The 13,215-nt window shown below is 61.4% G+C and carries 18 protein-coding genes and 2 tRNA genes; 14 read left to right on the top strand and 6 right to left on the bottom strand.

The genetic code is table 11. The annotated features are described in order from the left end of the window. Positions 1-31: 31 nt before the first annotated feature. Positions 32-1,099, top strand: a complete 1,068-nt coding sequence (gene hemH, locus OB916_RS02865; protein ID WP_315907765.1) for a ferrochelatase — start codon at positions 32-34, stop codon at positions 1,097-1,099. Positions 1,100-1,397: 298 nt separating this feature from the next. Here the strand turns inward: hemH and hemE are convergent, their stop codons facing one another. Beyond that, positions 1,398-2,405, bottom strand: coding sequence for a uroporphyrinogen decarboxylase (gene hemE / locus OB916_RS02860; RefSeq protein WP_315907764.1), 1,008 nt, complete (start codon positions 2,403-2,405; stop codon positions 1,398-1,400). A 138-nt stretch (positions 2,406-2,543) separates the two neighbouring features. On the opposite strand from hemE, the gene OB916_RS02855 reads away from it, so the two are divergent. The 6 genes from OB916_RS02855 (at position 2,544) to OB916_RS02830 (ending at position 7,759) form a co-directional block, all read left to right on the top strand. Further along, entirely contained in the window at positions 2,544-3,191 is a 648-nt protein-coding gene (locus tag OB916_RS02855; protein WP_315907763.1) for an adenylate kinase, read from the top strand. Between the two features lie 28 nt (positions 3,192-3,219). Then, on the top strand, positions 3,220-4,104 hold the full coding sequence (locus tag OB916_RS02850) for a DUF106 domain-containing protein (RefSeq protein WP_315907762.1): 885 nt from the start codon (positions 3,220-3,222) through the stop codon (positions 4,102-4,104). A 73-nt stretch (positions 4,105-4,177) separates the two neighbouring features. Next, positions 4,178-4,756 (top strand): (d)CMP kinase, encoded by a 579-nt coding sequence (cmk, locus tag OB916_RS02845; RefSeq protein WP_315907761.1) that lies wholly within the window; start codon positions 4,178-4,180, stop codon positions 4,754-4,756. 1 nt (position 4,757) lies between these two features. Further along, the gene (locus tag OB916_RS02840) at positions 4,758-5,627 is read left to right on the top strand and encodes an RNA-guided pseudouridylation complex pseudouridine synthase subunit Cbf5 (protein ID WP_315907760.1); all 870 of its coding nucleotides are present in this window, start codon (positions 4,758-4,760) and stop codon (positions 5,625-5,627) included. Between the two features lie 65 nt (positions 5,628-5,692). After that, a tRNA-Pro gene (locus tag OB916_RS02835) sits at positions 5,693-5,763 on the top strand. A 103-nt stretch (positions 5,764-5,866) separates the two neighbouring features. After that, the gene (locus OB916_RS02830) at positions 5,867-7,759 is read left to right on the top strand and encodes an SLC13 family permease (protein WP_390884008.1); all 1,893 of its coding nucleotides are present in this window, start codon (positions 5,867-5,869) and stop codon (positions 7,757-7,759) included. On the opposite strand, the gene OB916_RS02825 is transcribed toward OB916_RS02830, so the two are convergent. After that, positions 7,756-8,028 (bottom strand): pro-sigmaK processing inhibitor BofA family protein, encoded by a 273-nt coding sequence (locus OB916_RS02825; protein WP_315907758.1) that lies wholly within the window; start codon positions 8,026-8,028, stop codon positions 7,756-7,758. The two genes, OB916_RS02830 and OB916_RS02825, sit on opposite strands and share 4 nt — an antisense overlap. Positions 8,029-8,214: 186 nt before the next feature. Here OB916_RS02825 and OB916_RS02820 point away from each other — a divergent pair. The 3 genes from OB916_RS02820 to OB916_RS02810 all read left to right on the top strand — a co-directional run bounded on the left by OB916_RS02820 (position 8,215) and on the right by OB916_RS02810 (position 8,936). Then, positions 8,215-8,287: transfer RNA gene (locus tag OB916_RS02820), tRNA-Pro, on the top strand. A gap of 126 nt (positions 8,288-8,413) precedes the next feature. Beyond that, positions 8,414-8,563 (top strand): hypothetical protein, encoded by a 150-nt coding sequence (locus tag OB916_RS02815; protein WP_315907757.1) that lies wholly within the window; start codon positions 8,414-8,416, stop codon positions 8,561-8,563. 49 nt (positions 8,564-8,612) lie between these two features. Then, positions 8,613-8,936 (top strand): hypothetical protein, encoded by a 324-nt coding sequence (locus OB916_RS02810; protein ID WP_315907756.1) that lies wholly within the window; start codon positions 8,613-8,615, stop codon positions 8,934-8,936. A gap of 37 nt (positions 8,937-8,973) precedes the next feature. Here OB916_RS02810 and OB916_RS02805 read toward each other — a convergent pair whose 3' ends face one another. Together OB916_RS02805 and OB916_RS02800 are read right to left on the bottom strand one after the other, a co-directional pair. After that, positions 8,974-9,105: a hypothetical protein gene (locus OB916_RS02805; protein WP_315907755.1), complete on the bottom strand. Its 132-nt coding sequence runs from the start codon at positions 9,103-9,105 to the stop codon at positions 8,974-8,976. A 100-nt stretch (positions 9,106-9,205) separates the two neighbouring features. Next, positions 9,206-9,472: a hypothetical protein gene (locus tag OB916_RS02800; protein WP_315907754.1), complete on the bottom strand. Its 267-nt coding sequence runs from the start codon at positions 9,470-9,472 to the stop codon at positions 9,206-9,208. Between the two features lie 129 nt (positions 9,473-9,601). Here OB916_RS02800 and OB916_RS02795 point away from each other — a divergent pair, with 129 nt between their 5' ends. The 4 genes from OB916_RS02795 (at position 9,602) to OB916_RS02780 (ending at position 12,037) form a co-directional block, all read left to right on the top strand. Further along, positions 9,602-9,850, top strand: coding sequence for a hypothetical protein (locus OB916_RS02795; RefSeq protein WP_315907753.1), 249 nt, complete (start codon positions 9,602-9,604; stop codon positions 9,848-9,850). 40 nt (positions 9,851-9,890) lie between these two features. Then, the gene (locus OB916_RS02790; protein ID WP_315907752.1) at positions 9,891-10,178 is read left to right on the top strand and encodes a DUF433 domain-containing protein; all 288 of its coding nucleotides are present in this window, start codon (positions 9,891-9,893) and stop codon (positions 10,176-10,178) included. 2 nt (positions 10,179-10,180) lie between these two features. After that, a complete protein-coding gene (locus OB916_RS02785; RefSeq protein WP_315907751.1) occupies positions 10,181-10,528 on the top strand; it encodes a DUF5615 family PIN-like protein in 348 nt (115 codons plus the stop codon). Positions 10,529-11,032: 504 nt separating this feature from the next. Further along, entirely contained in the window at positions 11,033-12,037 is a 1,005-nt protein-coding gene (locus OB916_RS02780; protein ID WP_315907750.1) for a mechanosensitive ion channel family protein, read from the top strand. Between the two features lie 201 nt (positions 12,038-12,238). Here OB916_RS02780 and OB916_RS02775 read toward each other — a convergent pair whose 3' ends face one another. Continuing rightward, positions 12,239-12,628: a hypothetical protein gene (locus OB916_RS02775; protein WP_315907749.1), complete on the bottom strand. Its 390-nt coding sequence runs from the start codon at positions 12,626-12,628 to the stop codon at positions 12,239-12,241. Positions 12,629-12,846: 218 nt separating this feature from the next. Beyond that, a complete protein-coding gene (locus OB916_RS02770) occupies positions 12,847-13,089 on the bottom strand; it encodes a UPF0058 family protein (RefSeq protein ID WP_315907748.1) in 243 nt (80 codons plus the stop codon). Positions 13,090-13,215: the final 126 nt, after the last annotated feature.

Genomic DNA, 13,215 nt, shown 5'->3' with positions numbered 1-13,215 from the left:
GTCTATTTACGACCGGCCGTAAGGCTCGCGCATGTCGACAGGCGTCGTCCTGCTGAACTTCGGCGAACCGCCGACGGCCGACCGCGAGGCCGTCGAGGACTACCTCGAACGCATCTTCTACTCGAACATGGACATCGAGGAGGAGCCGGATCTGACGCCCGGGGCCGCCCGCAAGCGCGCCAGCAAGCTCGCGGAGCGTCGCGCGCCGGGGCTCATCGAGGAGTACGAGGAGATCGGCGGCGGCTCGCCGCTGAACGACCAGGCCGGCGCCCAGGCCGACGCCCTGGAGACCGAGCTCCGAAACCGCGGCTACGACGTCGCGACCTACACCGGGATGCTCTACACCGAGCCGTTCACCCACGAGGCCGCCGAGCAGGCCGTCGCCGACGGCCACGACGAGGTGCTCGGCCTGCCGATCTATCCCCTCTGTGGCCCCTCGACGACGAACCTCTCGCTGGATCATCTCGCCGACGGCCTTGAGGAAGCCGGGTTCGACGGCGAGTTGCACGAGGTCAGCGGCTGGCACCGCCACCCGACCTACAACCGGCTGCGCGCCGAGAACATCCGCGAGTACGCCGACGGCGAAGGGGTCGACCTGCACGACGAGGACGCCGTCCTGTTTTTCTCGGCCCACGGGACGCCCCGGTATTACCTGAACGAGGGGAGCCGCTACGACCGGTACGTCGACGAGTGGTGTGCCGGAATGGCTGCGATGCTGGGGATAGACGAGTACGAACTGGGCTTCCAGAACCACGACAACCGAAGCGAGGTCGCCTGGACCGAACCCGACGTCGAGGCGGCCATCGAGAGTCTCGACGCCGAGCGGGTCGTCGTCGAGCCGGTCAGTTTCATGCACGAGCAGAGCGAGACGCTCTCGGAACTCGACATCGAACTCCGCGAAGAGGCCGAAGAAGTCGGGCTGGAGTTCTACCGGGTCCCGATCCCCCACGACGACGACCGGTTCCCGTCGGTGCTGGCGGACCTGTCCGAGCCGTTCCTCGCCGACTTCGACCCCGGCTACTTCCAGTTCCGGCAGTGCCACTGCCGGGACAAGCCGGGCACGATGTGCCTGAACGCGCCCGATCCGGACTGGGACTGACAACCACTTTTTACTTCGTCGGGTTTCCTCGGGCCTTCGGCCCTGCGGGAACCACTCCTCGCAAAAACGTGGGGAAAAACCACCTCGACCTCACTGTGTTCGGTCGAGTGAAACGCCGCCTCCGGCGGCGTATGCAAGTTACCACCGGAAGTTCTTCGCTGTCTCGACGCCACTTTTTACTGCGTCAGGTAGCCTCGCTTCGCTCGGCTACCACTCCTTGCAAAACGTGGGGAAAAACTACCTGCGGCCTCCTTTCAGTCGGCCGCAGTGAAACGCCGCCTCCGGCGGCGTATGCTGGTCACCATCGGACGTTCTTCGCTGTCTCAACGAACGTCCGGACACTGTCGACGGGCGTCTCTCGATCGACGCCGTGGCCGAGGTTCAGCACGTGACCCTGTGGGCCGGCCGCCTCGATGATCTCCCGCGTGCGCTCCCGTATCGTCGCCCGATCGGCGAACAGCACGGACGGATCGAGGTTCCCCTGCACACCCAGATCGCCGAGCTGGTCGCGGGCCGCTCCCATCTCGACCGTCCAGTCGAGGCCGACCACGTCGGGGTCGGCCGCGGCCAGTTGCCCGAGTCGTCCGTTCATGTTCCGGACGAACAGGATCGTCGGCGCGTCGACGGCCGCGACGATCTCCCGGTGGCGGGGGACGATGTAACGCTCGTAGTCGGCCGGCGGGAGGACGCCGGCATAAGTGTCGAACACCTGCACGACGTCCGCCCCGCGGTCGACCTGATACGCCAGGAACTCGGCGACCGCCTCGGTGAACAGGTCCAGCAGCCGCTCGAACGCCTCAGGGTGCTGGAGGCGGAACTTGCGCGCCGGGAGATGGTTGCGCGTGGGCTCGCCGGCGATCGCGTAGGAGGCCAGCGTGAACGGGCCACCGGCGAAGCCAATCAGCGAGGTCCGATCGCCGACCCGGTCCTCGAGCCGGTCCAGCAGCTCGCCGACGTAATCCAGCCGCTCGGGAATCGGTTCGCGGGAGCGATCGACGTCGTCCGGTCCCGAGACGGGGTTCTCGATCACCGGTCCGACGCCCGATTCGATATGGTATTCGAATCCGAGCGGTTCGAGGATCGTCAGGATGTCCGAGAACAGCACGAGCCCGTCGGGGCGATATCGCTCCCAGGGCAGCAGCGTAATTCGTTCTGCGACCGCGGGATCGGTGACGGCCTCGACGAACGAGTAGTCCTCGCGGATCTCGCGATACTCGGGGATGTGTCGGCCGGCCTGGCGCATCAGCCAGACGGGCGGCCGTTCGGTCCGCTCACCGCGGGCAGCGCGGACGAGGAGGTCACTCATCGGTCGGCTTTCGGCGGCGAGCGATTAAGACGTTCCGACCACGGACGTACTCGCGTCCCGTTCGTGGGTGTGTCTGGACGGCTCCGACCACGGACGCGTTTGGACAACCCTTTAACTACCGACGTGAAATCGACGCCCATGAGCAAGCCACGCGTGCTGCTGCTCGGGCCACCGGGCGCTGGCAAGGGTACACAGTCGAGTAACATCGCCGAGGAATTCGACGTCGAACACGTCACGACGGGGGACGCGCTCCGATCGAACAAGGAGATGGACATCTCCGACATGGACACGGAGTACGACACCCCCGGCGAGTACATGGATCAGGGCGAACTGGTCCCGGACGCCGTGGTCAACGCTATCGTCGAGGAGGCGCTCACCTCCGCCGACGGGTTCGTGCTGGACGGCTACCCGCGCAATCTCGAACAGGCCGAAGAGCTCGAGGACATGACCGACCTGGACGTCGTTCTCTCGCTGTCGGTCGGTGAGGAAGAACTCGTCGATCGGCTCACGGGCCGGCGCGTCTGTGCCGACTGTGGCGAGAACTACCACGTCGAGTTCAATCAGCCCGAAGAGGACGGCGTCTGCGACGAATGTGGCGGCGAGTTGATCCAGCGCGAAGACGACACCGAAGAGGCGGTACGCAACCGTCTCGACGTCTTCGAAGAGAACACAGCTCCCGTGATCGAGTACTACCGTGACCACGACGGCTTCGTCGAGATCGACGGCGAGCAGACCCCCGAAGGGGTCTGGACGGACGTCGAGACCGCCATCGAACGCAAAGCCTGATTTAGACTGGAACATTAGAGAGTCACCAATGGCACGAACGGCACAGAAGGTAGAATCCCTGGTCGCGGAGGACACCAGCATGGAGTCGTCCATCGAGACCGTCCTCGAAACGGCCGAGGACAAGGGCGTCGTCAAGTGGGGCGATGTCAGCGACGACCTCACGAGCGGCCAGTGGGGCCGTCTCATCGAGAAGGGCATCCTCATCGACGCCGACGGCGACGGGTTCGTCATCGACGACCCAGACGGCGTCAGAGACGCACTCGAAGACGCCGAACCGGACGACGAAGAGAGCGACGGAGGCTGGTCGAGCTGGGACAAGATCGCGCTGGTCGGATCGCTGGCGTTTTTCGTCGGCTACTGGAACCCGTCGATCCGTGACCAGATCGGGGCTGTCCTCGATCTGGTCATCGGCCCGCTCGATGCAGTGCTCCCGTTTTATCTCGTGATCCTGGTACTCGCCGTCCTCACCGGTCTCTGGTCGACACTGCTGCAGGATCGGCTGACGAACCTCGAAGGGATGAGCGACTACCAGGAGAAACAGAAGGAACTCCGCGAGCGTGAAGAGCGCGCGAAGGAACAGGACGACGAAGAGGCACTCGAAGAGATCCGCCAGGAGCAGATGGACATGATGAGCGACCAGTTCGGCATGATGAAACAGCAGTTCCGGTCGATGCCCTGGATCATGCTGTTTACCATTCCGGTGTTCCTGTGGGTCTACTGGCAGGTGCTCGGCGTCGGTATCGGCAGCGGGAGTGCGACAGTGATCGTCATGCCGTTGATCGGCGAGGTGAGTAGCTGGCAGGCCGGTATCATCGGGCCAATGCAGGCATGGATCTTCTGGTACATCCTGTGTTCGATGAGTCTCTCGCAGTTCTTGCGCAAGTCGCTGAACATCCAGACCTCGCCGACCTGAGGCCGTCGGTGATCTGCCCCTCGTGTCGTCGCCGAGACGCAATCTCTTTGAATCACACTCTCCGAGTAGGGATATGTTGATCACCGTCTCCGGACCGGCCGGGAGCGGCAAGAGTACGCTTGCCGAGAGTCTCGCCGACGCACTGGACTACGAACACGTCTCCGGTGGCGACATCTTCCGCGATCTCGCCGAGGAGCGGGGCATGACGCCCCTGGAACTGAACAAGCAGGCTGAAGAGGACGAGGACATCGACCGCGACCTGGACCGGCGGCTCCGGGATATCGCTCGCGAGCGTGACGAAGTGGTTCTCGAATCGCGGCTCGCGGGCTGGATGGCCGGCGATTACGCCGACCTGAAGATCTGGCTGTCCGCACCCCTTGAAGTCCGGGCCGAACGGATCTCTCAGCGGGAGAACAAACCCTTCGAGCAGGCCCGTGAGGAAACTCTCGAGCGGGGCGAGAGTGAGGCCCACCGGTACAAGGAGTACTACAACATCGACTTCGACGACCTGTCGATCTACGACCTGTCGATCAACACCGCACGCTGGGGCCCGCAGGGCGTGCTCAGCCTGACGCTACACGCCGTCCAGTCCTACAAGGAGACCGGTGACGAGGGCAAGACGCCGATCACCGACGTCAACTACGATCTCTGAGATGACTCGTGGCCCACCGTCCGAGCGCTCGCCGGCCGAACTACTCGAGTTCGGCGTCGTCAACCTCGACAAGCCGCCCGGCCCCTCCGCCCACCAGGTCGTCGCCTGGCTTCGAGACATGGCCGATCTCGACCGGGCGGCCCACGCCGGCACGCTCGATCCGAAGGTCACGGGCAGTCTGCCGGTCTTGCTCGGCGACGCGACCCGGATGGCCCAGGTTTTCGACGACACAATAAAGGAGTACGTTGCAGTTCTGGAGTTGCACGCCGACCCGCCGGCGGACCTGCGTGACGTCGTCGACGAATTCGAGGGGCCGATCTACCAGAAGCCCCCGCGAAAGAGCGCGGTCGTCCGGCGGCTGCGCGTCCGCGAGATCTACGACCTGGACGTCCTCGAAGTCCGGGATCGACAGGCCCTGCTCCGGGTGCGCTGTGAGAGCGGCACGTATATCCGGAAGCTGTGTCACGATATCGGGCTGGCGCTGGGCACCGGCGCGCACATGGGGGATCTGCGTCGCACCGCGACTGGATCGTTCGACGATTGCTCGCTGGTGACGATGCACGATCTGGCCGACGCGCTGGCCTGGTGGCGCGAGGACGGCGATCCGGCCCCCCTTCGAGAACTCGTCGACCCAGCGGAACGGGCGCTCGCAGACATCCTCGGGGTCACGATCGCGCCGAGCACCGCCGAGAGCGTCGCGACCGGAGCCCCCGTGTACGCCCCCGGCGTGGTCGACTGCCCACACGACCCCGACGGACAGCTGGTCGCCTGCTATACGCCCGATGGAGCGGCCGTGTGCCTCGGACGGCTCGTGGGCGATCCCGACGCCGACTCGGGGCTCGTCGTCGATCTGGAGCGGGTCCTGGTCTGAGATCGGGGCCCACACGTCGGCCGAAACGACACCCTTAATTACGACACCGTACTCGATCCACGTGCGGGACCGTAGGGTAGCGGTATCCTCGGCGCATGGGGTGCGTCGGACCCGTGTTCGAATCACGGCGGTCCCACTCGAACTTCTACGGAGCACAATCGAACAGCACGGCGTCGGCGATACCGAATGGCGTTCTCGAAAAGTAATTCAACGAAGCCCCACACACTCCTGGCGTGGCACTGTTCGGGCTCTCGGCCGGCGCGGTCGTCGTCTTCGCGATCATCCTGGCAGCGCTGGTGCTGTTCGCGACGGAGTTCGTCCCGGTCGACATCACAGCTCTCGGGATCCTGGTGGCGCTTCTGCTGGTACAGCCAGTCACCGAGCAACTGACCACGTGGGGGCTGCTGAGCGGACCAGTGTACGTGCTGGTCGATCCGGCGAGTGACGTCGCGCCCGTCTCGCGGGGGCTGTCCGGGTTCGCGAGCACGGCGACGATCACGGTGCTGGCGATGTTCATCCTCAGCGCGGGCGTCCGCCGGACCGGCGTCATCCAGATCCTCGGCTCGAAGATCGCGGCCTACACTCGCGACGACGAGACCAGACAACTCGGGGCGACGATCGGCCTCGTCAGCCCGATTTCGGGGTTCATCAACAACACGGCCGCTGTCGCGATTCTGCTGCCGATGGTCATCGATCTCGCACAGAAGGGCAAGACATCGCCGTCGAAGCTGTTGATGCCGCTGTCCTTTGCCTCGATGTTCGGCGGGACGCTGACGCTGATCGGCACCTCCACGAACATCCTCGCCAGCGAGATCACGGGCCGTCTCGGCCGCGAGCTCGGGATCGCCGCCCTCCACGAGTTCTCGATGTTCGAGTTCACAAGTCTGGGACTTATCGTCATGACCGTGGGGATCATCTATCTCATGACAGTCGGGCGGTTGCTCACGCCGGAGCGGATCAAGCCCGCCGAGGACCTCACCGAAGAGTTCGAAATGGCCGACTACCTGACCGAAGTCGTCGTCCGCGAGGACTCCCCGATCGTCGGCCAGACTGTCCAATCGGCGTTGCAAGACACCGATTTCGACGTCGACATCGTGCAACTGATCCGCGGCGACGCCGCGTTCCTCGAACCCCTCGGCCCGAAAGTCATCCAGTCTGGCGACGTCTTCGCCGTACGAACCGATCGGGACACGCTCGTCGAACTGATGGACGTCGACGGTCTCGACCTGCTCCCGGAAGTCGAAGTCACGGAGGCGGAACTCGAGACCGCAGAGAGCGGTCAGAACCTCGTGGAAATCGTTATCGCCCCGGGCTCGTCGCTGGTGGGCGAAACCCTCGCGAGTTCGAACTTCCGCCAGCGCTACGACGCGACAGTGCTGGCGTTGCGCCGCGGTGAGTCGCTGATCCGCAAGCGTATGGACAGAGCGCAACTGCGGGTCGGAGACACGCTGCTGGTCCAGGCGACGTCGGACAGCATCGACCGGCTGAACAACAATCGCAACTTCATCGTCGCCCAGGAGGTCACGCGCCCGGACTACCGGGAATCGAAGATCCCGGTCGCCGTCGGCATCGTCGCCGGGGTCGTCGGGCTGGCCGCACTCACGCCGATCGACATCGCGACGGCAGCGCTGACCGGCTCGCTCGGGATGGTGCTGACCGGCTGTCTCAAGCCGACCGAGATCTACGACGCCGTGCAGTGGGACGTCATCATTTTGCTGGCCGGCGTGATCCCGCTCGGGGTCGCACTCGAGGTGACGGGCGGTGCGGCACTGATCGCCGACGGTATCGTGGCCGTCGCACCGTCGCTCCCGCCGATCGCCGTCCTCGGGCTCATGTACGTCGTCACTGCGCTTTTGACGAACGTCATCTCGAACAACGCCTCCGTCGTGTTGATGATCCCGGTCGCCGTCGAAGCAGCGACACAGCTGGGCGTCAACCCCTTCGCGTTCGTGCTGTCGGTGACCTTCGCGGCCTCGACGGCCTTCATGACGCCCGTGGGTTATCAGACGAACCTCTTCGTCTACGGGCCAGGTGGCTATCGGTTCACCGATTACGTGCGTGTCGGCGGGCCGCTACAGGCCCTGCTCGCGGTCGTCACGACGATCGGGATCGCAGCTATCTGGGGCCTCTAGAACACGAACAGTCCGGCGACGAAGGCCACCTCCAGATACGACAGGAGGATCACGAGCAACGCGCCCGGTACGCCGGCGATCGCCACGACGAGGAGCGTGAGCGGGGTGATCGCGACCGATAAGCCGAACAGCAGATCCGCCAGTACGAAGACGATCAGCCCGACGACGGCGTTCCAGACGAACGGTTTGACCGCTTTGACGATCTTGTAGGCGCCGACGAGCAATGCCAGGAGGACAAGGACCAGACCGACTTCGATCGGGGTGACCATACGCGAACGGAGGCCGGGCACAGATATGTGTTTTCGGGCCGATCTCCGGGCGCGCACAAGGCGGCTCCCGCCATCCGTATCAACGCGTCGTCTCGTCGGGTCGCGCTCTTCGTTCAGTGGCGGGCCACGGTCACGGTGAGACGGCAACGAAACGTTTTACCACCCCACCACACTACAGAGAGATACGGGGTCGTGGGGTAGCTTGGTAACCTTCGGGCCTTGGGTGCCCGTACCCCCGGTTCAAATCCGGGCGACCCCATGCTGTATAAAAGTAAATCAGAAACATCTGCCGGTTCTTCTGGCCGGCGAATGTGCGACTTTTGCGGGGGTTATATTACCGAAAACCAGCAGCGCTGCCCTGCACTCGACCAGGGGTGTGTCGGCCTTGAGTCTCCGCAGCCGCAGCTGGCAGCCGATCGACGACGTCGCCGACCAGATCGGCGGCCCGTCGACACTGTCGCCGCCCGAAGACTGGACGCTCTCGACAGCGTGGCGGCGCGCACAGGCGACGTCCGACCAGGGCGGCCCGATCTAACCGGGCCGAGCGTCTTGTCGTTCTCAGCGACTCACAGAACACCCACAGAGTGACGTTCGCGATCGAGGGCGAGACTGTCGTCGCCGAGTGCGACTGTGCCGGCTATCAGTATCACGACGGCTGGTGCGCCCACGTCGCGAGCCTCTGGTGGCGCTGGTCGACCGGCGAGATCGTCGTCTCGCACCTGGACACCGGGCGCGAGTACGAGCAACCCCCCGCGTGGCTGGAACTGGACGGACGCACCGACTTCCACGCGCTGACCAGCGCTGAACTTGACGTCTATCTCACCTGCGAGCGGGCCGACGTCGGCGTTACGCACGACCTTCCGCGCGTAGCCCGCTGTCGCGATCGCTGCCGTCGCTGTGACCGTTGACGCCGCCGGCACGATCCAGTCGAGGACCACCGACATCTTAGCCGTCACCCCCCGATGCCTTCGCGGTTTCGGCCAGCCCCGGCCCGAGCGTCGAGATGAGCCACAGCACGATCAGCGCGATCACGACCTTGTCGAGATTGTTGAGCACCCAGTCGACCCAGTCCGGCACGTCCGGCACGTCCGGTAGGTCGACCGGCTCGGTGCTGATCTTGTCCTGCTCGGCACCGTCACCAGACTGAACGTAGAGGTACAGGAGGGCCCCGCCGCGATCAGACCGACCACCAGGAAGAGGGTGGTCGTATCGACCGGGATTGGAAGACCAGCGTTGTTGCCCTTTCTGCCTGCTTGAGGGGGTTGAGAAGACGAATCTGAGTCGCGGCCTCGAGCTCGGCGCGCTCGATGACGCGATCGGGGACGTCTTCGACGAACGCGACCGTCTTGAGTCGACGGTCGTCGTCGGGACAAAGATGCTCGCCCCACTGCTCGCGAGCAGCGTCGGCGGCGTCTTTGCTCCCGAACTCTACTGTTGGACTCATTACAGCAGACAGGACAGTCTACGCTCTTATCCGTCGGTCGCAGGTTCCCCAATCTCTGGGGGACTGACTGGCAGGCTGGCACCCCATCGTTTGGGACATATTAGTGGTGTAAGCCACTACATCGGCGTGATGAGCCAGGCAGACGCTCAACGTCGCGTGCAGGCCGCAATGATCGACTCCGACGTGCTGAGTCCCGAAGGGTCGGCGTCCGTCCAGAACCGGGGCGGCACTGCCTACGTCGCGATCCCGCGCCGGCTCGTCGAGCACTACGGGATCGAATCAGGGACGTCGCTCTCGCGAGCGTTCCATCCCGAGAGTAGCGCGCTGATCATCCCGCTGTCCGACGATGTCGACCTGTTCGAAGACAGTTCGAACTAGTCCGCAGATTAAAATAGCACACAGACCAACTATGAAACAGATGTCGCAACAGACCGCTCGTATCGCTCACGACCTACTTGATGAACCCCACATCAAGGGCCGTCGGATCCCTGTCCTCACGATCGTCGAGCGGGTCGAGGGGCGAGGGTTGGAGCCGAAGACCGTCGCCGATCGGCATGATCTTGACGTGGCGGAGGTGTACGCCGCGCTCCTGTACTACCACGAGCAACCCCGAGAGTTCGAGGAGCTGCGGCGCGAGCGGGACGAACTGATGGACGAAATCGAGGCCGACATCGATCGGCCTGAAGATGTATCGCCGCCAAACTGACCATGCGCTGGGCCTTTTTCGTCGATTCAAACCTGGAGGCACGAGTCGCTGAATTGCTCGAAAAAGAAGGGTATCGGGCAGAGCATTCCGATCGGACACTTGACCCAGATGCAGACGACGTCGACGACATTCTCCCGTACGTCCGGCAAGAAGAACTCATCGTCATCACAGCCGACGTCAAGAACTTCGCCCGGTTCGATGAATCCCGGCACGAAGGCGTCTTCTTTCTCAACAACCAGCGCGAATCTGCCTACACGATCGCGAACGCTGTTCTTGACATCGTCGACGCCTACGGCACCCCGGACAATATGAGCGGGAAAAAAGAGAACCTCGACAAGTGGATTCGATAGCGTCCGGTTCTGTCCTCAGTCTCAGACGATTCCCTGATTGGTAGAGACAGAAGGGATGTTCTATGCTGCCGACGGATATGTGAAAATAGCCTACAGGATTCATAACAAATGGCTATGAAATAGTAAGTATGGCCATACCTGGTGGTCCCGAAGTATTGGTGTTTCCGGCCTTCGTCCTGCTCGTAGTCGGCGCTTTTGTCGCAAAATTCCTCCTCAAGTGGATACGAGAAGGGTACGAAGAGGAAGTAACAGAGAATCGGCTAGAATAGTTTCCTGCTGGGACAAGTGGATCTGCCTCGTATTATTTCACATGTGCGATCTATCAGCCAGTCCTTCCAGAAGTTCGTGAAACGAAGATCGAAAACAGCGTCCGGTTTTGCGTCCAGTCTCGGACGATCTGCCGATTATTAGAGACAGAGCATAACCTGAACATTATGAATCATATGATAGACCTGATATATCATGGGTGAAATCTACGTTACTGGCATTCGATAACAAACTGCAATGTATCAGCCAGACACATTTGCACCGCTGCAAGGAACGATAGATAATACCATCGATGATACGATTGCAGATGTAATCGAATTCCTGCCAACGATAATCGCTGCCCTGGTCATTCTCCTCGTCGGATATATCATCGGTCGTATTTTGGGGAACCTCGTGACCCGGGTTATCCAGAAGATCGGTGTCGGGCGCTATGCTGAGGGGACAGCCATCGAAGAGGTTTCGGACGGTGATGGAATCGCACGCGGGTTGGGCCTGCTTGTATCCTACTACGTCTACTTCGTCGCGGTGTTCGCTGCGGTGAACGTCCTAGAGATATCGGAATTATCGGATCTCTTGCGTGATCTTGCAGGCTTCCTGCCAGTCATCCTTGGAGCAATTGTTATCCTGGTAATCGGGTTTGTCGTCGGCCGGATCATTGGTGATATTGTTTCGAAAATCGTCGGTTCGTTCGGGATTGCACCGTATCTCAGAGAGACTCCATTAGAACGGTTTTCTGACCAAAAGGGCGAATTCGGTCGGATCGTCGGCAAGCTAGTCACGTATTATATTTACTTGTTGACGCTGCTAACGGTCGCAGAAGTAATCGAAATCCCCGCACTCTCGGAGCTGTTGAACAGGTTCGCGGCGTACCTGCCGGCTCTGGCGGGTGGTTTGATCGTGCTGCTGGTCGGTATCTGGCTCGCCGAACGGGTCAGTGATATCGTCCGTGAGAGTGGCGAAGGCCGACCCGTCGGCCTCGCTGCAACCGGTGTTAAAATTCTCATCTACTATCTCACAATCACAATTGTTCTGGGAACGATCGGGTTCCAAGTCACGGCACTGACGACGATGTTCACTGCCTTCGTCGTCGCATTCTTCGGTGCACTGGGGCTGGCACTCGCGATCGGCATCGGTATTGCTGTTGGACTCGGTGGCCAGGACTTCGTCGCCGAGAACATCGACGACTGGGCTAACTCCATTAGTGGGATTGGTGACGGGGAGGAAGAATCAAGTAGCGACTGACTCTCATCCACGACCGACGCCCCCCCCCTATGTAGCAATATCGTGACAGAAGTAGACTGGTTACAAACTGACGTGATACAGCGTTCCTCTCAATCTAGCAGCCAGTTCTTCTCGGAGTGCGTGAAACGCAGATCGGAAACAGCGTCCGGTTCTGCGCCCAATCGCGGACGATCTCTCAATTGGTAGAGACAGACCGTGGAGTTAACATGAGTAGGTGAATGTGATACCTCCTGGTTCGACTATGATTTGAACGTCTTCTCCATCACGTGAACAGATCTCGACGTCTTCGGGATCGTACTCGTGTCTCAGTTGTTCTCCGCCATTCAGTGAGACTATGAGATAGTCAACACGATTTTCGACACCTTGCGATTCATCAGCATGACCCGCATCCAACGAGTACGTGTGTTCGAGAAGCAGGGAGCCATCCGTCGCGTAGACAGCGACATCGAGAGAGATCTCGTGATCAGTACTGTTCGTCGGAATGATTTCGACGGTCGTTCCTTCTCCACTTCGTGCTCCGCCGATACTCAGACACCCAGACATGAGAACACTACTCCCGAGAGCGGTGGAAAGGAGGGCCCGCCGTTTCATGGGTAGAAAATGTGTCCAGATCGTCAAATGTCTTTTCACTGTCTGATAGAGATGCATTCTCAATCTAGCAGCCAGTTCTTCCAGAAGTTCGTGAAACGAAGATCAGAAACAGTGTCCGGTTCTGCGCCCAGACTCGGACGATCGCTCAATTGGTAGAAACAGGGGAAGTAGGTACCACAGCAAGGGGGGAAGTCGCTGGTGGCGACACGTAACTCATGTTATTGATCCACTGATTGCCCGTGGCTATCTGTGGGTATCTCTTTGAGACATCGTCCGATGGCGCTACTCAGGGCCATAATCGCTTCGTGGTGTTTCTGTTTCGTTTCGTGAATGCTTGATGGACATGTCTCAAGTTCGTTGTATGCAGTAAGCCTATCAACTGGCATGGTCTCGTTCTCGATCAAATATCCCGTGACTTCCGCGAGCAGAGCGTGAGTGTGGATATACTCTTTTTTACGCATAATTGTGTCTCAGTCAATTGGGATGTTTGGCTGTCCACGGTGATTCTCCTGTTTGAATGGAGGGGGAGAGACATTTATTGGGCGTCGGTAGAGTTGTCAGGGGGATGTTGGTGGAGAGTCCGAAAC

Source organism: Halapricum hydrolyticum (assembly GCF_025517535.1).
GTDB classification, from domain to species: domain Archaea; phylum Halobacteriota; class Halobacteria; order Halobacteriales; family Haloarculaceae; genus Halapricum; species Halapricum hydrolyticum.
The sequence above is the reverse complement of the archived record's forward strand: the minus strand, read 5'-3'. Positions and strand labels throughout refer to the sequence as shown.

Bases quoted from the DNA above. Each gene is read 5' to 3' on its own strand.
- OB916_RS02825 (WP_315907758.1), bottom strand. From the start codon at position 8,028: ATGGTCACCCCGATCGAAGTCGGTCTGGTCCTTGTCCTCCTGGCATTG.
- hemH (WP_315907765.1), top strand. From the start codon at position 32: ATGTCGACAGGCGTCGTCCTGCTGAACTTCGGCGAACCGCCGACGGCC.
- OB916_RS02785 (WP_315907751.1), top strand. From the start codon at position 10,181: ATGCGCTGGGCCTTTTTCGTCGATTCAAACCTGGAGGCACGAGTCGCT.
- hemE (WP_315907764.1), bottom strand. From the start codon at position 2,405: ATGAGTGACCTCCTCGTCCGCGCTGCCCGCGGTGAGCGGACCGAACGG.
- OB916_RS02855 (WP_315907763.1), top strand. From the start codon at position 2,544: ATGAGCAAGCCACGCGTGCTGCTGCTCGGGCCACCGGGCGCTGGCAAG.
- OB916_RS02780 (WP_315907750.1), top strand. From the start codon at position 11,033: ATGTATCAGCCAGACACATTTGCACCGCTGCAAGGAACGATAGATAAT.
- OB916_RS02770 (WP_315907748.1), bottom strand. From the start codon at position 13,089: ATGCGTAAAAAAGAGTATATCCACACTCACGCTCTGCTCGCGGAAGTC.
- OB916_RS02800 (WP_315907754.1), bottom strand. From the start codon at position 9,472: ATGAGTCCAACAGTAGAGTTCGGGAGCAAAGACGCCGCCGACGCTGCT.
- cmk (WP_315907761.1), top strand. From the start codon at position 4,178: ATGTTGATCACCGTCTCCGGACCGGCCGGGAGCGGCAAGAGTACGCTT.
- OB916_RS02775 (WP_315907749.1), bottom strand. From the start codon at position 12,628: ATGAAACGGCGGGCCCTCCTTTCCACCGCTCTCGGGAGTAGTGTTCTC.
- OB916_RS02840 (WP_315907760.1), top strand. From the start codon at position 4,758: ATGACTCGTGGCCCACCGTCCGAGCGCTCGCCGGCCGAACTACTCGAG.
- OB916_RS02795 (WP_315907753.1), top strand. From the start codon at position 9,602: ATGAGCCAGGCAGACGCTCAACGTCGCGTGCAGGCCGCAATGATCGAC.
- OB916_RS02790 (WP_315907752.1), top strand. From the start codon at position 9,891: ATGTCGCAACAGACCGCTCGTATCGCTCACGACCTACTTGATGAACCC.
- OB916_RS02850 (WP_315907762.1), top strand. From the start codon at position 3,220: ATGGCACGAACGGCACAGAAGGTAGAATCCCTGGTCGCGGAGGACACC.